This is a genomic window from Natronomonas sp., from assembly GCF_036625485.1.
Taxonomy (GTDB): Archaea; Halobacteriota; Halobacteria; order Halobacteriales; family Haloarculaceae; genus Natronomonas.
In genome coordinates, this window is the sequence record NZ_JAZKTR010000004.1 from 12,274 (window position 1) to 33,140 (window position 20,867).

The window sequence follows — 20,867 nt, forward strand, 5'->3', positions numbered from 1 at the left end:
AGACCTCAGGCCAGCAGGAACGGGATACCGAAGATCACGAGGAGGCCGACGAGGGCGACGACGGCGCCGATGGCGACGTCGCGGCCCGAGTAATCGCTCTGCGGTGCGGTCGTCCGCTCGTCTTCCGCCGAATCGTGAGGGTGGTGTTCGTGGTCGTCGTGGTCAGCCATACCCGACGTTGCGACAGGCGGCTACTTTGTCCTATCGTTCCCGAGCGACCGGCAGGCCCGGACGCCCCGCCGATGACACGGTGCGAGCGGAAGCCCACGGCTTCAGCCGTGGGAGGAAGTCAAGGGCAGGTATTTGACGGCGGGCCGTCAAGCCGGCCCCATGACGCGTCGTGCCGCCGTCACGGAGGCAGCGAGATGAGAGGGTTCTATCGACGGTTCCTGCAGGTCGCCGTTCGGCTGTTGCCCTTCGCCGTCGCCTTCGCTCGCGACCAGCGCCGGTTCCTCCTGTTCGGTAGCGCCCGCCAGGTGCCCGAGGGAGTCCACGAGGAACGCGCCGAGCACCTCGTCGAGACGCTCCTCCAGCTCGGAGCCGCCTTCATCAAGGCCGGACAGGTGCTGTCGACGCGGCCCGACATCGTGCCGCCCATCTACGCCGAGGCGCTGTCGACCCTGCAGGACGAGGTCCCCGAAGACAGCGGACAGGACCCCGCGGTCGTCGTCGAGGAGGAACTCGGCGATGCGGTCGACCCCGGAAGCCTCACGCCCATCGCCGGCGGGTCGCTGGCCTACGTCTACACGGCCGACATCGAGGGCGAGGAGGTCGCCCTGAAGGTCCGGCGGCCGGGACTGAAACCCCGAATCGCCCGCGACCTGCGCATCATCCGTAAACTGGTGCCGTTCGTCGGGCTCATCGCCGAGGAACGACAGGAGTACTCGATCCGGAACATCGCCGACGACTTCGAGCGCATCATCTTCGACGAACTCGACTTCGAGCGAGAGGCCCGCATGATGCGTCTCATCGGTGAGAACTTCGCCGACGACGAGCGGGTCTACATTCCCGACGTCGACGAGGAGCGGACGACCGAACGCGTCCTCGTCATGGAGTACGCGGAAGGCGAACGCGTCACCGACACCGAGGCGCTGCGGGAGGCCGGCGTCGACCCCGAGGAGATGGCCGAACGTATCGCCGACATCTACCTCTCGATGGGGCTGGAACACGGCGTCTTCCACGCCGATCCACACCCCGGCAATCTCTCGGTGATGGACGACGGCACGCTGCTCATCTACGATTACGGCATGAGCGAGCAACTCACGCCGGAGACCCAACAGCGCATCATCGACCTCTATCGCTCGCTGGCGCGGCGTGACACCGACGGCCTCATCGACGCACTCATCGCGCTGGACGTGCTGGCGCCGGAGGCCGACCGCGGCGAGGTCCGGCGCGTGCTCGAACTCGCGATGGAGAACCTCGAAGGCCGCTCCAACATCGACTGGCGTGACATCATTACGGAGCTTTTCACGATGCTCCACGATTTCCCGTTTCGGATTCCGCCGAACGTGATGCTCCTGCTTCGCGTCGGAACGGTCACCGAGGGCGTCTGTCGACAACTCGACCCCGAGTTCGACTTCGTCGCCTTCATCCGGTCGTTCCTCGTCGAACACGGCCTCTTCCGCGAGGAACTGCAGAAATTGGCCACGGAGGTTCGAAACGACCTGCGAGCCTCCGCGCCGGTTCTCGCGCGGTTGCCGGCCCGGACCGATCGGCTGTTCGACCGCCTCGAACGCGGCGAACTCCGTATCAAGACCGAACGCCCCGACCCCTCGCCGTGGTATGCGCTCAGCTATGCGATCCTCGCGGGCGCGCTCGTCGTCGCGAGCGCGCTCCTGACGTTCCACGAGCGCCCCTACGAACTCGTCGGGCTCATCGGCGCGGCCGTGTTTTTGCTGCTGTTCCTGCGGCACCGATGATTCGACTCGCGGACCGAGGAGTCGTGGGGCTTCTTGACCGTCCCGCCACATACCCGAGACATGTATCTGGCAGACGTCGCGTGGCCCGAGGCTGGCGAACGACTCGACGACGCATCGCTGGCGCTCGTTCCCGTCGGCTCGACCGAACAGCACGGCCCGCACCTCCCGCTTGCGACCGACCACGTCATCGCGCAGGGATTGGCCCACGAGGCCGCAAGCCGGGCCGACGTGGTCTGTACCCCAACCGTCAAGATCGGTGTCAGTCCCCACCACCAGCAGTTCCCCGGCACGCTGTCGGTCGACCCGCCGGCCTTCCGCGATTACATGGAGTCGCTCGTCGAGAGCCTCGCCTATCAGGGGCTGGACCGCGTGGTCTTCGTCAACGCCCACGGCGGCAACGTCGACCACCTCCGAGAGGTCGGCCGCCGCGTCCGCGAGGACCGGACCGCCTACGCCATCGAGTGGATGTGGGACGAGTCCATCCCCGACCTCGTCGACGACCTCTTCGAGCACAACGGCCCCCACGGCGGCCCGAAGGAGACGGCGATGGTGATGCATCTGGCCGAACGGCTGGTCCACGAGGACCGACTGGCCGAGGCCCGCGACGGCGGCGTGCTGGATTTCGACAGGACCACGGGCCGACAGTTCGGTGCCCGCACGTTCTACGACGCCATCGACAACAGCGAGAACGGCGTCTTCGGCGACCAGACCGACGCGACACCGGAGAAAGGCGAGGAGTTGTTCGAGGCCGCGACCGAGCAACTCGTCGCCCTCTGTGAGTGGCTCGCGGACCAACCGTTCGAGAGCCTGATGCCGAAAGATCGGGTCGACGTCACCGACCGCGAGACCTGAAAACCGCTATTCCAGCGACAGCGGCCGATAGACTGCGGCGGTGAGGACCGACGTGACCTCCTCGGTGGTCGCCTCGACGATCTTCGTCCGCGGTTCGGCCGTCCAGTTCCAATCGCGGGTCTCCCGCGCGTCTTCGAGGTTTCGCAACAACTCGTGTTCGCACTCCTCGCGCGTCCCGCCGGAATGCTCCATGAAGACGCCACCTTCCTCGGCGGTCAGCCAGCCGAGGCCCGCGGCGACCTTCTCTCCGGGTTCGGTGCCCGTCTGTCGGGCCATGACGACCGCAAGCACGTCGCCGACGTCCCATCGTCCCGGTTCGAGGGCGCCGCGTTCGACGACGGCCGCGTCCTCGGGGATGACCGAGGAGAGGGAAACGAGATTGTAGTTGTGGATGTTGGCTTCGCTGAGAGCCCGGTCGAACGACCCAAGGGAGGTCTGGCCCTCACCGACACCCCAGACGAGATCGATTTCCATTGTCGCGGCCTACCTAGTCGACGGATAAGTCACTTGCGAGAAGCGTACTGACTTTCTCAACGACCGCGGAGGGCCGCCCCGAGAACTCAAATCCCCGCCGACCGAATCTTCGTCCATGCCCTCGGTTCGCGCGCTCGCAGCCGACGCCGTCGTCGTCATCGACGGCGAGATACTCCTCCTGAAACGCGACCACGAACCCTACGAAGGAACGTGGGTGCTTCCGGGCGGGCTGGTCGAACCGGACGAGACCGCGCGCGAGGCCTGCGTCCGTGAGACGGCCGAAGAGGCCGGCCTCGACGTCCGCGTCGTCGGCGAAGTCGGCCTCTACGACGAACCGGGCCGGGACCCCCGGGACAACGTGAGCATGGCCTTCAGATGCATGCCGGCCGACCCGTCCGCCGACCCCGAACCACGGGAGGAGGCCGAGACGGTGGCGACGTTCCCGCCGGAGGAACTCCCGGAGATGGGCTTCGACCACGAGCGAATCGTTCTGGACGCCCTGTCGTAGGCACGGTCAGTTCTCGGGCTCTCGGTCGGCCGGCCGGACGGCCTCGCCGTCCTCCCAGACGTAGAAGCCCTCGCCGGATTTCTTGCCGAGGTTGCCGGCCCGGACCTTCTTGCGAAGCGTCTGGGGCGGCCGGAACCGCTCGCCCAACTCCTCGCGGAGGTACTCGGCGATGTCGAGGCGGACGTCGAGGCCGACGAGGTCGGTGAGTTTCAGCGGGCCCATCGGGTGGCTGTATCCCTCTTCCATCGCGGTGTCGATGTCCTCGACGCTGGCGACGCCACTTTCGACCATCCGGATGGCTTCGAGGCCGAGCGCGACGCCGAGTCGCGAGGAGGCGAATCCAGCGCTGTCCCGGACGACGACGGCCTCCTTGCCGAGGCCTTCGACGTACTCGACCGCCGTTTCCTCGACGGCCTCGCTCGTCTGCTCGGCGATGACGATCTCGACGAGGTCCATGATGTGCGGCGGATTGAAGAAGTGAAGGCCGACCACACGCTCCGGCCGTTCGAGGGCGCTCGCGAGTTCGGTCACCGACAGCGAGGAGGTGTTCGACCCGATGATTGCGTCTTCGGGAGCGGCCGCCTCAACGTCTGTGAAGACGTTCTTCTTGAGGTCCATGTCCTCGGGGACTGCCTCGACGACGAGGTCCGCATCCGAGACGGCGGCATCGAGGTCCGGCGCGGCCTCGATGCGGTCCAGTGTCGCGTCCCGCTCGTCTTCGGTTACCTTGCCGCGCTCGACGCCGCCCGCCAGGTCGTCCTCGATGCCCTCGATGCCCGCCGCGATGCGGTCTTCGTCCACGTCGTTCAATCGGACGTCGTGGCCGGCCATCGCCGAGACCTGTGCGATGCCGTGGCCCATGCTGCCAGCGCCGATGACGGTTACCTGCATACGCCGAGCGGCGGCCGCCATCACCGAGAAGGTTCTCATCTCGTCGGGCGACGGCGCGTCGACGGCGACGGCAGACTCCGCCTTCCGCCGTCTGAAATTATATAGGACCGCCGGCCTACGGGAGGGCCATGAGCGAGTCCAACCGCGGGTCGGACCGACAGGTCGAGATCTTCATGGAGGGGATGGCCGACATCACACCGGACGTCCCACCTTCGTTCGAGGAACTGGAGGAAGCCGCCCTCGAAGTCATGGACGAGAAGGCCTACGGCTACGTGGCGGGCGGGGCCGGCGGCGAGCGAACCATCGGCCACAACCGCGATGCCTTCGCAGGGTGGCGCCTGTGGCCCCGGATGCTCCGGGACTTCTCCGACCGGGACCTCTCCGTCGAACTGTTCGGCACCGACTTTTCGGTGCCCGTCCTCCTGGCGCCCATCGGCGTCCAGTCCATCATCCACGAGGAGGGCGAACTCGGGACGGCGCGGGCAGCGGCCGACCTCGACGTGCCCCTCGTGGCGTCGTCGGCCGCCTCCCATACGATGGAGGACATGGCCGACGAACTGGGCGAGACCCCGGGCTGGTTCCAGTTGTACTGGTCCTCGAACGACGACGTCGCCAAGAGCTTCGTCCGCCGCGCCGAGGAGGCCGGCTACGAGGCGCTGGTCGTGACGCTGGACAACAACATCCTCGGGTGGCGCGAGCGGGACATCAGCGACGCCTACCTCCCCTTCCTCGACGGCGAGGGCGTGGCGAACTACTTCGCCGACGGGGCGTTCCGCGACCTCTGTGACGCGCCGCCCGAAGAGAACGAACTGCCGGCCATCCGCACGTTCATCGACATCTTCGGCGACGCCTCGCTCACGTTCGATGACCTCGAATGGCTCTGTGAATTCGCGGACATCCCCGTCGTCGTCAAAGGTGTCCTCCACCCACAGGACGCCGTCGAATGTGTCGACCGCGGCGCCGAGGGCGTCATCGTCTCGAACCACGGTGGCCGGCAGGTCGACAACGCGGTCCCGGCCATCGACGCGCTCCCGCACGTCGTCGAAGCGCTCGACGACGAGGACGTCCCCGTCCTCTTCGATTCGGGCATCCGCCGCGGCGCCGACGCCCTCATCGCGCTGGCACTCGGGGCCGACGCCGTCCAACTGGGCCGGCCCTACGCCTACGGCCTCGCCATCGACGGGCAGGACGGCGTCGAGGCCGTCGTGAAGAACTTCCTCGCCGACCTCGACCTCACGCTGGGCCTCATCGGCTACGACGACGTGACCGACGTCGACCGCGAGGCGGTCATCCGCGCGGACGACCTGCGGGAAGGGCCGTAAGCCGCGCGCGCTCGCTGAAAGAGCTATTTCAGGTGGCAGACCCCGCAGAACGTATAAACCATCCAAGGAGAAGCGTAGAACAGATCCGTTGACCGATGTACAGTTCCGACCACGAAAGTGGCGGAAACAACCGTGTTAGGGCCTCTCACCCCGGGGAAACTACTAATACGAACCCGGTAACACGGTGAAATAACTCGGAGCGATACCCCATGACCAGTTACGTTCGCACTCTCGTGTACGCCGTCGCTGCCAAGCGGCGCGTGCCGGGTGCGGACGGATGGTCTAACGCTCCGTTCGCACTCGCGATTCGCGCCGCATAACCCGGTTCGGCGGCGCGGCGGGCTTTCTCCTGCCGACTACGAGGCAGAGCCCGTGCTGCGGGTGCGGACCCCGCCTTCTGCGCCGTCGATACTCGGGAGCCGAGGGTCTCGCTGCGCTCCGACCCTCGCTACTGCGCGAATCGAGGAGAGACATCCATCCCCGTTAGCCGCCGGTCCCGCCATCGCGCGGGGCGGGTTCGACTCCCGCCGGGGACCTATGCTCGCAGCAACCTACAGAGCACGGCTGTCGGTCCGCGTCCCCCGGGGCGCGGCCGGCGACGTAGAGGGCGGCGTCCGCGACCTGCTCGCGGACGTCGATGGTGTCGAACACGTCGACGTACACGATCTGGAGGGTGTCCGACCCGACGCTCTCGACCTCTACGTCGACGCTCGTGCGACCGTCGGATTCGCCGCCGAGACCGACGCACCCGAAGCCCAGCTGCAGGACGGCTTCGGCGTCCTCGATGTGAACGTCGAGTGATACCGTCGGACGGTTCCGGGCCAGTCGGGGCCTCGCGGGTTCGATCCCCGCCGGAACTCTGGGGCATTGCCCCGTGATTCGAATGCAATCGGCACTTCGGCCCTCCATGCAGTACGGTTTCGACCGCTCCCGCGAACTGCCCGCCATGTCGGCCCTGTTGGCGCTCAACGCTGCCTGCGTCCTCCTGCTGTTGGCGGCGTTGTCGCCCTTCTTGGTCGTCTCGGGCCTGTTCGCCGGTGCGGTCTGTCTCGTTGCCGTCCGCGAATCCTGACCGGGCGGCGGTCTTCACGCGTTTCTCGCCAGTAACACCAATATAAATGCTGGCTGTCTGTCATCAGTGGCGTCCCGTGTCACCGGACCGCGCGCGAGGCGGATTACGCGGTCGCGTCGACCCGTCGACCCCCCGCCGGCCCCGAATAGGAGCAGCAATTTCCGGAAGCGTGTGGTTCGGTGCCGTTCGACGGGAATATTTCCCCACTTTTTTGGGGCAACAAGCGTTTAGTGCAAAGCCTTTATATGTGGAGTAGGCAAACCATATAAGCATAATGCCAGGGCCCACCCGCCAGCGTGAGCGCACCAGCGAGGACGAGACAGAAAACGAGGAAGAAACTGGCTGTCCGGAGTGCGAATCGGATTCACTCGTCAGAAGCGCTGACGGCGGGGGTGAACTCGTCTGCGAGGACTGCGGACTCGTCATCGAGGAGGAGAACATCGACCGCGGTCCGGAATGGCGTGCGTTCAACCACTCCGAGCGACAATCGAAGTCCCGGGTCGGCGCGCCGACGACCCAGACGATGCACGACAAGGGACTGACCACCCAGATCGACTGGAAGGACAAGGACGCCTACGGCCGCTCGATTTCTTCGGAGAAACGCTCCCAGATGCACCGACTCCGTAAGTGGCAGGAGCGGATCCGAACCAAGGACGCCGGCGAGCGTAACCTACAGTTCGCACTCAGCGAGATCGACCGGATGTCCTCGGCACTCGGCGTCCCGCGCTCGGTACGCGAGGTCGCCTCCGTCATCTATCGACGGGCACTCGACGAGGACCTCATCCGCGGCCGCTCCATCGAGGGCGTTGCCACCGCCGCGCTGTATGCCGCCTGCCGACAGGAAGGCATCCCGCGGAGCCTCGACGAAGTCGCGGAGGTCGCCCGCGTCGAACAGAAGGAGATCGGCCGGACCTACCGGTATATCGCACAGGAACTTTCCCTCGGGCTCGAACCCGTCGACCCCGTCCAGTACGTGCCGCGCTTCTGCTCGGAGCTCGGCCTCAGCGAGGAGGTCGAACAGAAGACCCGCGAGATCATCGAGGTCACCGCCGAGAAGGGCATGCTCTCGGGCAAGTCCCCGACCGGCTACGCCGCCGCGGCCATCTACGCCGCTTCCCTGCTCTGCAACGAGAAGAAGACCCAGCGCGAGGTCGCCGAAGTCGCGCAGGTGACCGAGGTCACCATCCGTAACCGCTATCAAGAGCAGATCGAAGCGCTCGGCATCCACTGATCGGCGTTCCCGTGATTCCCGACCTTTTTCGGCTCGTTCGCCCGCTACCGGACGGTATCGGCTGAAACGATCCTCTCGTTGTCACCCGTTCCCGTACGGTTAACACGCCGTAGAGCCAACACCTGCCCATGACAGTCTCCGAGTCCGCAACGGGGCCCGACGTCGGCTCCGTCGACCACGAACTACTCGAAGGGCTCGAATCGTACGTCACCACCGCGGGCGGCGTCGACGAGCGTTTCGACGTCGAGGCGCCGTTCGACGGCTCCACCATCGGCCGCCTGCCCGCCTGCGATGCCGACGACATCGAACTCGTCTTCGAGCGGGCCGACCAGGGCCAGACCGCATGGGCCGAACGCAGCGTCGAGGAACGCGCCGAGGTCATCATCGAGTATCACGACCTCGTGCTCGACCACGCCGAGGAACTGCTCGATATCGTCCAACTGGAAAGCGGGAAGGCCCGTCGCCACGCCTACGAGGAGATCCTCGACGTGGCGATCACCGCCCGTCACTACGCCTACCGCGCCGAGGAGTACCTCGAAAGCGAAAAACGGGACGCCGCGATTCCGGGCCTCACCGAAACGACGGTTCACCACCACCCGAGGGGGACCATCGGCATCATCTCGCCGTGGAACTACCCCCTCTCGCTTGCGGTCTCGGACGCCCTGCCCGCCATTCTGGCCGGCAACAGCGTCGTTCTCAAACCCGCCGAACAGACCTCCTACACCGCGCTGAAGGCCGTCGAACTCCTCCGGAAGGCCGGCGTCCCCCGCGACGTCTTCCAGGTCGTCACCGGCTTCGGCCCCGACCTCGGCGAACCGCTCGTCGCGAACTCCGATTACGTCTGTTTTACCGGCTCCAGCAAGACCGGACGCATCGTCGCCAGCCAGGCCGGCGAGCACCTCACAGACGTGTCGCTGGAACTGGGTGGCAAGAACCCCGGCATCGTCTGTGAGGACGCCGACATCGACCGCGCGGTCGAGGGACTCATCCGCGGCTGTTTCACCAACGCCGGCCAACTCTGTATCTCGCTGGAACGGCTCTACGTCCACGAGGACGTCTACGGCCAGTTCGTCGAGGCCTTCGTCAGCGAGATCGAGGACCTCCACATCGGCGCGGGATACGGCCACGACGTCGACGTGGGCAGTCTCATCTCCCAAGACCAGTTCGACAAGGTCACCGAACACGTCGAGGAAGCAAAAGCCGAGGGCGCGACCGTCCTCACCGGCGGCACCGCCCGCCCCGACCTCGGCCCGTACTTCTACGAACCCACCGTCCTGACCGACGTCGACGAGTCGATGGCCCTCTGTGCCGAGGAGACGTTCGGCCCCGTCGTCTCGATCTATAAATGGAGCGACGAGGCCGAGGTCATCCGCCGCGCCAACGACACCGAGTACGGCCTCAACGCCTCGATTTGGACCGAAGACACCGACCGCGGCAAGCGGATGGCCAAACAGATCGAGACCGGGACGGTCAACGTCAACGAAGCCTACGCCGCCGCGTGGGTCTCGCTGGACGCGCCGATGGGTGGCATGAAGAACTCCGGTATCGGCCGCCGCCACGCCAAGACGGGCTTCATGAAGTATACCGAGCCCCAGACGGTCGCCGTCCAGAAGCACCTCGGGATGACGAACCCTCCGGGCGTGCCGCATTGGCTCTACGCGAAGATCATGAACAAGGCGCTGAAGATTCAGCGTCAGATTCCCGGTATGCGCTGATCCGCAGATACCTATTTCTCCGTTTCGCGCCTACTACCCCCGTGCAGACCATCGAAACCGACATCGAGATCGACGCCACCGCCGAGGCGGTGTGGACCGTCCTGACCGACGGGGCTGCCTATCCGGACTGGAATCCGTTCATCACGCGACTGGAGGGCGACATCGAACCCGAACGGCAACTGACCATCCGCATCGAGCCGCCGGGAAAGCGAGGTATGACGTTCAAACCGCGCGTCAAGGCCGTCGAGCCGAACCGCCGCCTCGCGTGGAAGGGAAGCCTGCTGGTGCCCAACGTCTTCGACGGCCGCCACGAGTTCGTCATCGAGGACCGCGCCGAGGGCGTTCGCTTCGTCCATCGGGAAACCTTCGGGGGCGTCCTCGTGCCGCTCATCCTCGACAAGGACGCGATTCGACGGGGATTCGAGGAGATGAACGCGGCGCTGAAAGCGCGGGTCGAAACGGGAGAAGCGAAAGTCGACGAAGCCGCGTAGCTTACGTCAGGTCTTCGACGACGATGGTCTGTTCGCGGCCGGGACCGACACCGACGGCGTAGACGGGCGTGTCGAGTTCCTCGGCGATGTAATCCAGATACTCGCGAGCGTTCTCGGGAATCGCCTCGTAGCCCTCCTCGGCGACGGCGTTCCAGTCGACGTCATCCCAGCCCTCGAAGGAGCGGAGGTTGGCCTCACAGTCGCCCCACTTCTCGGTGGTCGGGGGCATCGTAAAGACCTCCTCGCCGTCGAGCGTGTAGGAGTGGCCGACCTTCACTTCGTCGAGGCCGGCGAGCACGTCGATGTGGTTGACCGCGAGGCCGGTGAAGCCGTTCGCGCGGGCGGCATGCCGGAGCATCGGGATGTCGAGCCAACCGACGCGGCGCGGACGGCCGGTAACGGTGCCGTACTCGCCGCCCTTGTCGCGGATGTACTCGGCGAGGTCGGCCTCGGCGGGTCGGCCGCCGTCGTCGGGCGTCTGGCCGTCGACGGAGCCGAGTTCGGTCGGGAGCGGACCGGTGCCGACACGGGAGAGGTAGGCCTTGACGATGCCGACGACCTCGCCGTCGCCGATGACGGTCGGGCCGAGGCCGGTGCCGACGGTCGCCCCGCCGGCGGTGGGGTTCGAGGAGGTGACGTAGGGGTAGACGCCGTGGTCGATGTCGATGGAGGTGCCCTGTGCGCCCTCGAACATGAGTTCCTCGCCCGCGTCGAGGCGCTCGGCGAGGAACTCCCCGCAGTTGACGGTCATGCCCTCGCTGTCGAGGCGGTCACCGAAGTCGCGGTACTGTTCGAAGAGGGCGTCGATATCGAAGGTATCGGCGTCGATGTCCTCGTGGTCCTCGATGGAGATATCGTAGACCTCTTCGAGGAGCGCGCGTTTCTGCGGAACGACGTATTCGAGGCGGGAGCGGAGCGTCTCGGGATCCAGCAGGTCGCCGATTCGGACGCCGCGGCGGCCGGCCTTGTCCTCGTAGGTCGGGCCGATGCCACGGCCGGTCGTACCGGCGGCAAGGTCGTCGTCGGATTTGATGTCCTCTTCGAGGTTGTCGATAACGCGGTGATACGGGAGAATGGCGTGCGCGCGCTCGGCGACCCGAACGTCGGGGTCGAGGCCGCGGTCGCGGAGGGTGTCGATCTCGTCGAATAGCGTGCGTGGGTTGACGACACAGCCGTTGCCGAGGACGCCGATCTTGTCTCGGACGGCGCCCGACGGGACGAGGGAGAGCTTGTACTCGTCGCCTTCGTGGACGACGGTGTGGCCGGCGTTGTCGCCGCCCTGGTAGCGAACGACGACATCGGCGATATCGCCGTAGACGTCGACGATACCCCCTTTGCCCTCGTCGCCGAGCTGCGAACCGACGATGGTTACGGTCATCGGGACGACGTTTCGCCCAAGGTGGTAAACCGATTACGGTATGGCCAGCCTCGCTGCTGCCGACGTCTCGCGCGCGGCGGCCCGCTTTTGGTCGATTCGACCGCCAGCGCCGCTCTGAACGGCTGCCATATGAGCCGGCGTCACAAGGCCTATAAACGCCACCTCCGAAAATACGGTACGATACCCCCGATGTATCGGTTTCGGGGCCCGAACGGACAGCAACTTTTAAACCCTGCAAACACAAGTTAACAAATGCCATGATAGATCGGCTTGAGAAGGAAGTAGACATGCTGGAGCGCCATCTGCAGGTGCTGCGGATGGTCATCGAGAACGAGCCTATCGGCATCGTCAAGATGTCCAACGAGACGGGCTACCCCCACCACAAGGTTCGCTACTCGCTGCGCGTTCTCGAAGAGGAGAACCTCATCGAACCCTCCAGCCAGGGCGCAATCACCACCGAGGACACCGTCGAATTCGTCTCCGAACTCGACACGAAGGTCGACGAGATCATCGACAAGCTCGAAGGGATGAAGATCGACGAAGTCCCCGAAATCGAGAACTGAACGGTTTTCTACGTTTCTCGTTTCGGCCGAGAGCGTCCGTTAGCGCCCGCTAAAAGCGCACGGGCCGCTACAGTTTCGGCATCGTCATGTGGAACGATTCGTCGCGGGACTCCACCAGACAGAGGTGGAACCCGTTGTTGCGCGAGAGTTTCACGAAGTTCCGATGCTTCTCTCGGCTGAGAAGGCTGCCACTGGTCGCCTCCCGAGCGGCCTCCAGCGCGTCCGGTTCGAAGTAACTGGACGTGACGGCGAAGGCACCCGCGAACCGGTCGGCTTCCATCCCCACGTCGGAGGCATCGTCGATGAGCGGTTCCAGCGAGGCCGCGCGGGTCGGGTCGCGGCTCTCGTCCATGTTGGCGACCACGAGCGGTTCGCCCATCCGGTCGCGGGCGACGACGTCGAACTCGATGTCCCGCTGGTCCTCGCCCTCGCCGACGGTGACCGGCTCGCCGAAGCTCACCCGGTCGATATCGGGCAGGGCGTCGTAGAGCGGCCGCATCGCCCCCTCCGAGCGCGTCGACTGGATCTCGAACAGCAGGTCTGTGAGCACCCACTCCGTGAAGGCGTACAGCGGCGACGACCGGAGGAACGACTCGAAGGGTTCGCCGTCGACGGTCGCCCCTTCGTCCTCGAACTGGGTGTGATACTCGATGCGAAGGTTCTCCGCCAGTTCCTCGGGTTCGACGTTGCCCGCGTGGGCGTCCTCCAGTGTCGGTCCGCCGGGGCCCTCGTCGCGGACGAACAGGCTCGTCCCCGCGAGCGCGCGGTCCGGCGTCAGGCTGACGCCGCTGGCACCCCCAGCGCCTGCCGTCCCCTGGGCTTCCAGCGTTTCGACACGTTCCTGCAACCGGTCACGTTCGGTTCGCAGAGAGTCGAGTTCAGCCCGTAGCGACTCCAACTCCGATTCGTACTCCTGGCGGACCTCCTCGATGCGTGCCTCCACGTCGACGTCTGGTTCCGACTCCGCATCGGGGTCCGGCCGCGATTGTTCCGTGGACTCCGGTTCGGACGCGGAAGCCGGCTCCGGCTCTCGGGTTCGGTCCGGCGTCTGGGTCGGTTCGGGCTCGCTCGGTGTCACCCCGCCGGCACCACGCTGGGCGGCGGTGTCGGCCTCACCGTTCTCCCCACGACCCGTGTTCTCCGGGTCGATAGACGGAACTGACCGCGTCGTCAGGTCGTCCATGACCGAGCCGTCGGAGTCGGCGCTCGACTCGGCTGTCGACTGGGCCGTTCGCGTCGTCGCCGTCGACTGCCACGCCGACGAGGAGTCGGTCGAAGCCGTATCCTCCGTTTCGGGCGCCGACTCCGATGTCGTCGATTCCTCCGTATCAGGTGTCGGCTCCGACGGCTCGGTCGTCGATTCCTCCGTTTCGGCTTCGGCGACGTCCGCGGCTGCGGACGGCCCATCCGCAGCCGATGGCTCCGGGGTCGAATCCACCGATTCGTCGCGTTCGTCGGTCGTCTCGGTGGCAGATTCGGTCGTCGGCGTCGTGTCCTGCTCCGCCGCAGGCTCCGGTTCCGGTTCGGTTGCTGGCTCCGGTTCCGGTTCCGATTCGACCGTGGAATCCGACTCGGTCGCTGGCTCCGACTGGGTGGCTGGTTCGGCCGCCGGTTCCGGTTCCGATTCCGGTTCGGGCGTCACCTCCGAACGAGGGTCGGCATCGGCGACCGTCTCGGTACCGACATCGGTCGTCGTATCCGGCTGTGGTGGCGATTCGGAAGCGACCCCGACCGCTCCCGTTCCGGTATCGGGTTCGGGCGCCGCCGGAATCCCGATATCCGACAGGGAGACGGCGACGACCTCGTAGATCCCGATCTCGCCTTCGGCTTTCTCCTGGGCTTCCTCGTCGGTGATGAGCCGGCCGCTGGAGCTGATATAGCCGATGTAGTCCGCGTCGCCGTCCTTGTAAACGATGTAGTAATCGCCGCTAAGAACGTTCTCCGAGAGTTCGACGTAGCCGGTGAAGCCGCCGCCGGACAGCGTCTCGTGGACCTTCGACAGCGGCGTGTCGTCGCTGAAATACCGGCCCCGGACCTCCCCGTCGAGCGCGAGCATCGCGGCCAGCGGTACCGTCCCCGGATGCTCCGCCTCGTGTGCCCGGCCCGCAGCACCGTCGAACGCCTCGATGCTTCCCTCTCGGGGGGCCTCTTCGAAGTTCGATACGACCGCAAGCGGTTCGCCATCACGGAGGAACAGCCGGTTGTCGCCGGCCTCGACCGCACCGCTGAATCCCCGTGACTGCAGGTCACGCAACCCGTCGAACCCGCCGTCGAAGGGCGACCCCTCCCACTTCTCCATCACGGTGTGGGCGTCCATACACGCCGAAAGCCACAGGACGGGTATATAGGCTTCGCCCCAACCTTTTTTAATAGCGAAATCAGCGGCGCTTCGCGTCGGCTCATCCCGGCGGCCAACGCCGACGAAGACGTGAGTACGGGACCTCCGTAGGTGATGTTCTCAGTCACTGAGAACCGTAAAACAGATTTATTTACTTATGACTAGACGTTTTGGTATGGACGCTCCAGAGGAGTTCGACGACATCCTGGTTCCGACCGACGGCAGCGACGCTGCCCGTAACGCGGCCAGGCAGGCGATCAATTTCGCCCAGCACCGCGATGCCACACTGCACGTGCTGTATGCGATGGACATAGGTCGCGCCGGCTACGTTGCGGTCCCAAGCGACATCGGGGAAACCCGACGTCGCCTGGAGAAGAAAGGCCAGTCCTTCGTCGAGGAGATCGAGGAACTTGCCGGGGAAGCCGGGGTCCCCTGTGTGACCGAGGTCACGTCGAACCTCCCGCACGAGGCCATCATCGAGTACGTCGACGAGAACGACATCGATCTGGTCGTGATGGGCAAGCGGGGACACTCGGACCCCGACAAGCCGCTCACCGGCTCGGTCACCAAGCGCGTCATCGGGTCGCTCGACATCCCGGTGTTTACTGCCTGAGCGAGCCCCGCCTTCGGATGCGGCTCCGAGCGGTACCATCGCTCGATCCCTCGGTGGATTTCCACGGGGCGACGGGAACCGGGTCACACCCGCAGTCGGGAGGGGTCGAACGGGCCGCTGACGGTCGCGGCCGTACGACACAGCGGTGAAGCCGACGAAAAGTGGTTACTGGTAGGCCAGGTTCATCACCCAGTGGGAGAAGGCGTCGCTCTGGGGGTCGATCTCCTCGTCGCCGACGAACGGCGAGAGCATGTCGCCGGCCATCAGCAGGGAGAAATCGAGGTCCTTCGGGTCGCGGACGGGGGTGATGTAGTAGGTGTTGTGGCCCTCGTAGACGGTATCCTCGCGGTCGACGAGGTCGAGGTCGGCCAGTTTGTCGATGATGCGACTCCCCTTCCGGGAGTCGACGTCCAGTTCCTTCCAGAAGTCGCTCTGATGAATGCCGCCGCTCTCGCGAATCAGTTCGAGGCCTTCGCGTTCGATCTCCGAGAGGTCCTCTTCCTCAGAAGCGCTCATTATTGATACGTGGGGCTGCGAGCCTTTTAAATCATCTCTTCGACAGGCTCGTATGGATTCTCACATGGTGGGCCGTCGGCGAACGCGAAGTACTGCTCGTCGCCGAGTCGAATGAGCGACGACGAGCGCGTGCCGAAGCCGTCGCGGTGGATGCAGACGCCGGAGTCGTGGTCGCTGAGAGACTCCCCCGCCCGACGCGTCCAGTCGGCGGCCGTTTCGCCGTCACGTGGCTGGAGTTCCTCGCGGAGGCGTTCGGCGTTGGCCGCCTGCTGTTTGCCGATCTCGGGCCGTGCCGAAGGGACGAACCAGTCGTCGGCGGTACCGACGTTGACGACGACGTGGACGCCGGGGTCGAAGGTATCGGTCCGGTAGCCACCGCCGGTTTCGTCGCCGCGGTTCGCGACGAGGATGCAATCGTCCGCGTCAGCGAGTAGGAGGTGGAACGGTGCGTACTCGCGGGCGTCGAGTTCTGCCTCGACGCGAGCGAGGGCGTCCGTCGCCGTCGCCTCTTCGAGCGCGTCGTTCACGAGGAGGCCGCGAGAGCGGTCGCCCTCGCCGGCCTCCCAGCGGTTGGTGACGCCGACGAAGAGACCGTGTTCGTTGTAGCCGATCCACGTGCCGCCGGCCTCCTCGTCACGCGGTGCGAGCACGCGAGGCGGGCCGTCACGAACTGCTGGCGGCGTGGCCGGCCGGCCGAACTGCTCGTCACGGTTGGCGGCGATACAGACCGGCGCATCCTCGAAGACGCGCCACGCAACGATGAGGGTACACACGAACGCAGGTAGGAGCGGCGCCGATTTAAACCTCGTCCGAGCCACCGTCGTCGGCACCCGAACGGAGTCGCGCTTCGACGGCCTCGCGGTCGACGGTGCCCGACGCGGTCCGGGGTAACGCGTCCGCGAACGCGACCGTCCGGGGGAGTTTGTAGCCGGCGAGTCGGTCCCGACAGAACTCGCGGATGTCGTCGGCCGAGACCTCGGCACCGTCCGTGACGACGAGAGCGGCGACGCGTTCGCCCCACTCCTCGTCGGGCAGGCCGACGACCGCACAGTCTTCGACGGCAGCATGGGAGCGGACGGCGTCGGCCACCTCGCTCGGATCGACGTTCTCGCCGCCGGTGATGATGGTGTCGTCGACCCGCGCGTGGACGTAGAGTTGGCCGTCCTCGTCGCGGTGGCCGAGGTCGCCGGTTCGGAGGCCGCCGTTCGTGAAGGCCTCGAAGGTCGCCGTCTCGTCGAGATAGCCCGGCGTCACCATCGGCCCGGAGACGACGAGTTCGCCCGTCTGGCCGGTCTCACAGATCGCGCCGGACTCGTCGACGATGGTCACCTCGGCGAACATGACGGGGTTGCCGACGGTGTCGGGCGTCTGTCGAGCCTGCTCGGGCGTCGCGGTCGCTATCTGGGAGGCGGCCTCGGTCATCCCGTAGGTGGGCGCGACCGGAACGTTCTGCTTCTGTGCGCGTTCCAGCAGGTCCGGCGGGCAGGCCGCACCGCCGAGCAGGACGAACCGGAGGTCGACGAGCGGCGCAAGCGAAGTATCGCCGTCGGCACCGGCATCGAGCAATCGCTCCAGCATCGTCGGCACCAGCGAGACGGCGGTCGCATCGGCGTCGTCCATCGCCGCCAGCGTCTCTTGGGGCTCGAAGCCCTGCTGGACGGCTATCGTCGTCCCGTAGAGGGCCGACCGATAGACGGGCGCCAGCCCGCCCATGTGGTACATCGGCAGGCAGACGTGCCAGCAGTCGGTATCCCGCAGGCCGAGTCGGAACGCCGAGGCCGTCGCGCTCGCGAGCACGTTGCCCATCGTCAGGACGACGCCCTTCGGGTCGCCGGTCGTCCCCGAGGTGAACATGACGACCAGCGGGTTGTCCGGTTCCCACTCGGGGAGGTCGAAGGGTTCGGGCCGGACGCTCGCCAACGCCTCGGCACTTCCCGTCGGCTCGTCCACCGAGAGTACCGTCGCGTCGGTCGCATCGGTGACCGCCGCCTCTGTGTCGGCCTCACAGACGACGACCTCCGGGTTCACGCGGTCGAAGCGGACCGACAGTTCGTCGGCCGAAAGGCGTGCGTTGACCGGCACCAGCACGGCACCGAGACGCTGTGCCGCGTGGGCGAGTTCGACGAACTCCGTCCGGGTTTCGGCACAGACGACCAGCGCATCGTCGACGCCGACGCCGCGGGCGGCGAGTCGTCCGGAGAGCACCTCGACCCGTTCGTCGAGGTCGGCGTACGTCTCGGCCGCCTCGGCGTCGCCAGCGGCGGCTATCGCCGTCGCGTTCGGCGTCGCGCTCGCCCGGGTCGCCAGCCAGTCACGCATCGTAGCGTAGCCCGTTTCACGAGGGGGGAATATTGCCTTTTCCTTGTGGAACGACGGCGGCTCCCGACCGGATCGGAGCGACATTCTCCCGGATATCTTCCGCGAGAAGGCTTCTCGTCGCCAATCCACAGGCTCGAACCCTCGGCAAGGCGGCCGCAAGGTGGACCGCGGCGGCGCGAGCGACCGCACCGTCGATGGTCGTGGTGACGACGACATCGAGACCAGCGTCGATAGCGCGCCGGCCCACGTCGGCCGCCTGGTCGACGCCGCCCAGCGCCATCGGTTTTATAATGATGACGTCGGCGGCCGCCGCAGCCAGCACCGCGTCGATGCCGTGTTCGTGGAGTCCTTCATCGAGTGCGATACCGACCGGGCCACCCCGGAGGTCCGCGTGGCCCGACAGATCGCCGGCCGACAGCGGTTGTTCGACGAAGGCCACGTCGTGGTCGGCGAAGGCCGACAGCGCGCGCTCGGCGGTCTCGTGGTCCCACGCCCCGTTCGCGTCGGCCCGAAGTTCGACGTCCGGGCATCGCCGTCGGACGGCTTCGAGGCGCTCGATGTCCGCCGAAAGCGACCGGGCGCCGACCTTGAGTTTCACCGCCGGGAAGCCCTCGGCGACCGCGTCGGCGGCCGCCTCGGCGGTCGCTTTCGGCTCCCCATCCCCGACCGTCGCGTTGACTGGGACCTCCTCGGTGCTGGCCGTCGCACCGAGGTGGCGATAGAGTGGTTCGCCGGCCGCCCGAGCGCGCGCATCGAGGACCGCCAGCGAGACCCCGTGACGGGCAGCAGGGGCGGCCGCGAGGGAGTCGTCGTCGAGCGTGCTCTCGGGGTCGTCGACCCGACGGATGGTGGCCTCGCAGTCGTCGAGGGATTCGGTCCACCCCGGAAGCGGTGTCGCCTCGCCGAGACCCGGCGTACCGTCGGAATCGAGCCGGACGAGGAAGCCACGTCGCTCGTCGATGGTGCCGGCGGCGGTATCGAGCGGCGTCGACAGCGACAGGGAGAACGGTTCGATTCTCATACGAACGCGGGCGCGGCCAGTCCGATGGCGAACAGAAGCGAGTGGGCGAAGAGGAGTTTCCCGGTCTGCTCCAGGGCGGGGTTCAGGGCCTCGCCCTCCGTCTTCGTCCAGACGGTGCGGCCGATGCGGGCAGCAAGAGGGGCGGTCACGAGCGGCACCAGGACCGCAGGCGTGAAGCCGTCCAGCCAGAAGACGACGGGCACGACGTAGGCCATGCCGACCAGCGCCGTCCACTCGATACGGCTGAGTCGATAGCCGAGGATGACCGCGAGCGTCCGTTTACCCGCGGCCGCGTCGGTCTCCTTATCTCGGATATTGTTCACGACGAGGATGGCCGTCGAGAGGCCGGCTGCCGGCAGCGCGGCGACGAGGGCGGCGACCGGCACGGTCCCCGCCGGGACGCCGAGCGGCAGCGGGTCGGCAACGTAGGTGACCGCCTGCACGTAGTAGGTGCCCGCGACGGCGACGAGGCCGAAGAAGACGAAGACGAAGACGTCCCCGAGGCCGCGATAGCCGTAGGGAAGCGGTCCGCCGGTGTAGGTGATGCCGGCGGCGACGCTGGCGAGGCCGACGACGACGATGGGGAGACCCCCGATGTAGACGAGATAGAACCCGATGGCGATCGCGAGGCCGAATGTCGCGTACATCGCCATCTTGACCCGTTCCGGGTCGATGATGCCCCCGGCGGTCACGCGGGTAAAGCCCTCGCGGTCCTCGGTGTCGGCGCCGCGGACGGCGTCGTAGTAGTCGTTGGCGAAGTTGGTGCCGATCTGCAACAGGAGCGCACCGACCAGGGCGAAGACGGCCGGCAGCGGCGCGAAGACGCCCTCGTGTACGGCCAGTCCGGTACCCACGATGACGGGGGCGGCGCCGGCAGGGAGGGTCTGTGGGCGGGCCGCCATCAGCCACGCCTTCGTCGGTGAGACCGTCTCTGTCATTGGTCGTACTCGGGGCGGACGCAGTATAATGCCCGGTGGTCCGCCCCGGCGTTTTATCTATCAGTCGGGCGAAAATCCAAGGTATGTTCAAGAATCGGACAACGGCCGCCGAGCAACTCGCGGACGAACTCGTCGACCGGGGAATCGGGGCCGATATCGTCCTCGCGGTCCCCCGCGGTGGCCTCCCGCTCGGACGCGTCGTCGCCGACCGACTCGACGCGCCGCTCGACATCGTCGCGGCGAAGAAACTCGGCGCTCCGAACAACCCCGAACTCGCCATCGGCGCCGCCGCCAGTGACGGAAGCCTCTATCGCAACGAGGCGATCATCGACGAACTCGGCGTCGACGAGGCCTATATCGAGGCGGAAGCCGACCGAGCGGCCGAAACCGCCCGCGAGAAAGAGGCGACCTACCGCGAAGGCGAGGAACCGGACCTCGTCGGCAGGCACGTCGTCATCGTCGACGATGGGCTTGCGACCGGCGCGACCGCCATCGCCTGCATCCGGAAGGCGAAGGCCGCCGGGGCCGAACGCGTCGTCCTCGCGGTGCCGGTCGGAGCGCCGGACTCCCTCGACGAGGCCGCACGCGAGGCCGACGAGGTCGTCGCCGTCGAACAGCCTGCTCGCTTCGGCGCGGTCGGACGGCACTATCGGGACTTCTCACAGGTCACCGACGAGGAAGCGATGGAATATCTCGAAGACTGAGG

The 20,867-nt window shown here is 66.6% G+C and carries 22 protein-coding genes; 12 read left to right on the forward strand and 10 right to left on the reverse strand.

Annotation, left to right across the window (positions count from 1 at the left end; all coding sequences use genetic code 11):
• Positions 1 to 5: 5 nt before the first annotated feature.
• Positions 6 to 170: a DUF7550 family protein gene (locus tag V5A53_RS00980; protein ID WP_332311688.1), complete on the reverse strand. Its 165-nt coding sequence runs from the start codon at positions 168 to 170 to the stop codon at positions 6 to 8.
• 195 nt (positions 171 to 365) lie between these two features.
• On the opposite strand from V5A53_RS00980, the gene V5A53_RS00985 reads away from it, so the two are divergent.
• Together V5A53_RS00985 and V5A53_RS00990 are read left to right on the forward strand one after the other, a co-directional pair.
• A complete protein-coding gene (locus V5A53_RS00985) occupies positions 366 to 1,919 on the forward strand; it encodes an ABC1 kinase family protein (RefSeq protein ID WP_332311689.1) in 1,554 nt (517 codons plus the stop codon).
• A gap of 60 nt (positions 1,920 to 1,979) precedes the next feature.
• A complete protein-coding gene (locus V5A53_RS00990) occupies positions 1,980 to 2,771 on the forward strand; it encodes a creatininase family protein (protein WP_332311690.1) in 792 nt (263 codons plus the stop codon).
• Positions 2,772 to 2,777: 6 nt separating this feature from the next.
• Here V5A53_RS00990 and V5A53_RS00995 read toward each other — a convergent pair whose 3' ends face one another.
• Positions 2,778 to 3,245, reverse strand: coding sequence for a pyruvoyl-dependent arginine decarboxylase (locus V5A53_RS00995; RefSeq protein ID WP_332311691.1), 468 nt, complete (start codon positions 3,243 to 3,245; stop codon positions 2,778 to 2,780).
• 115 nt (positions 3,246 to 3,360) lie between these two features.
• Between V5A53_RS00995 and V5A53_RS01000 the strand changes: the two genes are divergently transcribed.
• Positions 3,361 to 3,753, forward strand: coding sequence for an NUDIX hydrolase (locus V5A53_RS01000; protein ID WP_332311692.1), 393 nt, complete (start codon positions 3,361 to 3,363; stop codon positions 3,751 to 3,753).
• Between the two features lie 6 nt (positions 3,754 to 3,759).
• Here V5A53_RS01000 and V5A53_RS01005 read toward each other — a convergent pair whose 3' ends face one another.
• Entirely contained in the window at positions 3,760 to 4,644 is an 885-nt protein-coding gene (locus tag V5A53_RS01005) for a 3-hydroxyacyl-CoA dehydrogenase family protein (RefSeq protein WP_332311693.1), read from the reverse strand.
• 128 nt (positions 4,645 to 4,772) lie between these two features.
• Here V5A53_RS01005 and V5A53_RS01010 point away from each other — a divergent pair, with 128 nt between their 5' ends.
• The 6 genes from V5A53_RS01010 (at position 4,773) to V5A53_RS01035 (ending at position 10,475) form a co-directional block, all read left to right on the forward strand.
• On the forward strand, positions 4,773 to 5,966 hold the full coding sequence (locus V5A53_RS01010; protein ID WP_332311694.1) for an alpha-hydroxy-acid oxidizing protein: 1,194 nt from the start codon (positions 4,773 to 4,775) through the stop codon (positions 5,964 to 5,966).
• Positions 5,967 to 6,503: 537 nt separating this feature from the next.
• Positions 6,504 to 6,767 carry a hypothetical protein gene (locus tag V5A53_RS01015; protein ID WP_332311695.1) on the forward strand — a complete coding sequence of 88 codons (264 nt, stop codon included), beginning with the start codon at positions 6,504 to 6,506 and terminating at the stop codon, positions 6,765 to 6,767.
• A 106-nt stretch (positions 6,768 to 6,873) separates the two neighbouring features.
• Positions 6,874 to 7,038, forward strand: a complete 165-nt coding sequence (locus tag V5A53_RS01020) for a hypothetical protein (RefSeq protein ID WP_332311696.1) — start codon at positions 6,874 to 6,876, stop codon at positions 7,036 to 7,038.
• Positions 7,039 to 7,312: 274 nt separating this feature from the next.
• Positions 7,313 to 8,269: a transcription initiation factor IIB gene (locus V5A53_RS01025; RefSeq protein WP_332311697.1), complete on the forward strand. Its 957-nt coding sequence runs from the start codon at positions 7,313 to 7,315 to the stop codon at positions 8,267 to 8,269.
• A 128-nt stretch (positions 8,270 to 8,397) separates the two neighbouring features.
• Positions 8,398 to 9,984, forward strand: a complete 1,587-nt coding sequence (locus V5A53_RS01030; RefSeq protein WP_332311698.1) for a succinic semialdehyde dehydrogenase — start codon at positions 8,398 to 8,400, stop codon at positions 9,982 to 9,984.
• A gap of 41 nt (positions 9,985 to 10,025) precedes the next feature.
• A complete protein-coding gene (locus V5A53_RS01035; protein ID WP_332311699.1) occupies positions 10,026 to 10,475 on the forward strand; it encodes an SRPBCC domain-containing protein in 450 nt (149 codons plus the stop codon).
• Position 10,476: 1 nt separating this feature from the next.
• On the opposite strand, the gene V5A53_RS01040 is transcribed toward V5A53_RS01035, so the two are convergent.
• On the reverse strand, positions 10,477 to 11,853 hold the full coding sequence (locus V5A53_RS01040; protein ID WP_332311700.1) for an adenylosuccinate synthase: 1,377 nt from the start codon (positions 11,851 to 11,853) through the stop codon (positions 10,477 to 10,479).
• Between the two features lie 257 nt (positions 11,854 to 12,110).
• Here V5A53_RS01040 and V5A53_RS01045 point away from each other — a divergent pair, with 257 nt between their 5' ends.
• Positions 12,111 to 12,416, forward strand: coding sequence for a hypothetical protein (locus tag V5A53_RS01045; protein WP_332311701.1), 306 nt, complete (start codon positions 12,111 to 12,113; stop codon positions 12,414 to 12,416).
• Between the two features lie 67 nt (positions 12,417 to 12,483).
• Here the strand turns inward: V5A53_RS01045 and V5A53_RS01050 are convergent, their stop codons facing one another.
• Complete coding sequence (locus V5A53_RS01050; protein WP_332311702.1) at positions 12,484 to 14,733, reverse strand: DUF7527 domain-containing protein; 2,250 nt, start codon at positions 14,731 to 14,733, stop codon at positions 12,484 to 12,486.
• A gap of 196 nt (positions 14,734 to 14,929) precedes the next feature.
• Here V5A53_RS01050 and V5A53_RS01055 point away from each other — a divergent pair, with 196 nt between their 5' ends.
• Complete coding sequence (locus V5A53_RS01055) at positions 14,930 to 15,367, forward strand: universal stress protein (RefSeq protein ID WP_332311703.1); 438 nt, start codon at positions 14,930 to 14,932, stop codon at positions 15,365 to 15,367.
• Positions 15,368 to 15,532: 165 nt separating this feature from the next.
• Here V5A53_RS01055 and V5A53_RS01060 read toward each other — a convergent pair whose 3' ends face one another.
• Genes V5A53_RS01060 through V5A53_RS01080 form a run of 5 tightly spaced genes read right to left on the reverse strand, consistent with a single transcriptional unit; the run spans position 15,533 to position 20,161 of the window.
• Positions 15,533 to 15,883 (reverse strand): helix-turn-helix transcriptional regulator, encoded by a 351-nt coding sequence (locus V5A53_RS01060; RefSeq protein ID WP_442928658.1) that lies wholly within the window; start codon positions 15,881 to 15,883, stop codon positions 15,533 to 15,535.
• A gap of 26 nt (positions 15,884 to 15,909) precedes the next feature.
• Positions 15,910 to 16,656 (reverse strand): NRDE family protein, encoded by a 747-nt coding sequence (locus tag V5A53_RS01065; RefSeq protein WP_332311704.1) that lies wholly within the window; start codon positions 16,654 to 16,656, stop codon positions 15,910 to 15,912.
• Between the two features lie 25 nt (positions 16,657 to 16,681).
• Complete coding sequence (gene menE / locus V5A53_RS01070; protein ID WP_332311705.1) at positions 16,682 to 18,202, reverse strand: o-succinylbenzoate--CoA ligase; 1,521 nt, start codon at positions 18,200 to 18,202, stop codon at positions 16,682 to 16,684.
• Between the two features lie 16 nt (positions 18,203 to 18,218).
• A complete protein-coding gene (locus V5A53_RS01075; protein WP_332311706.1) occupies positions 18,219 to 19,223 on the reverse strand; it encodes a mandelate racemase/muconate lactonizing enzyme family protein in 1,005 nt (334 codons plus the stop codon).
• Positions 19,220 to 20,161: a 1,4-dihydroxy-2-naphthoate polyprenyltransferase gene (locus V5A53_RS01080; protein ID WP_332311707.1), complete on the reverse strand. Its 942-nt coding sequence runs from the start codon at positions 20,159 to 20,161 to the stop codon at positions 19,220 to 19,222. The genes V5A53_RS01075 and V5A53_RS01080 overlap by 4 nt, the downstream gene beginning before the upstream one ends.
• 83 nt (positions 20,162 to 20,244) lie before the next feature.
• Between V5A53_RS01080 and V5A53_RS01085 the strand changes: the two genes are divergently transcribed.
• The gene (locus V5A53_RS01085) at positions 20,245 to 20,865 is read left to right on the forward strand and encodes a phosphoribosyltransferase (protein ID WP_332311708.1); all 621 of its coding nucleotides are present in this window, start codon (positions 20,245 to 20,247) and stop codon (positions 20,863 to 20,865) included.
• The last annotated feature ends 2 nt before the right edge of the window (positions 20,866 to 20,867 follow it).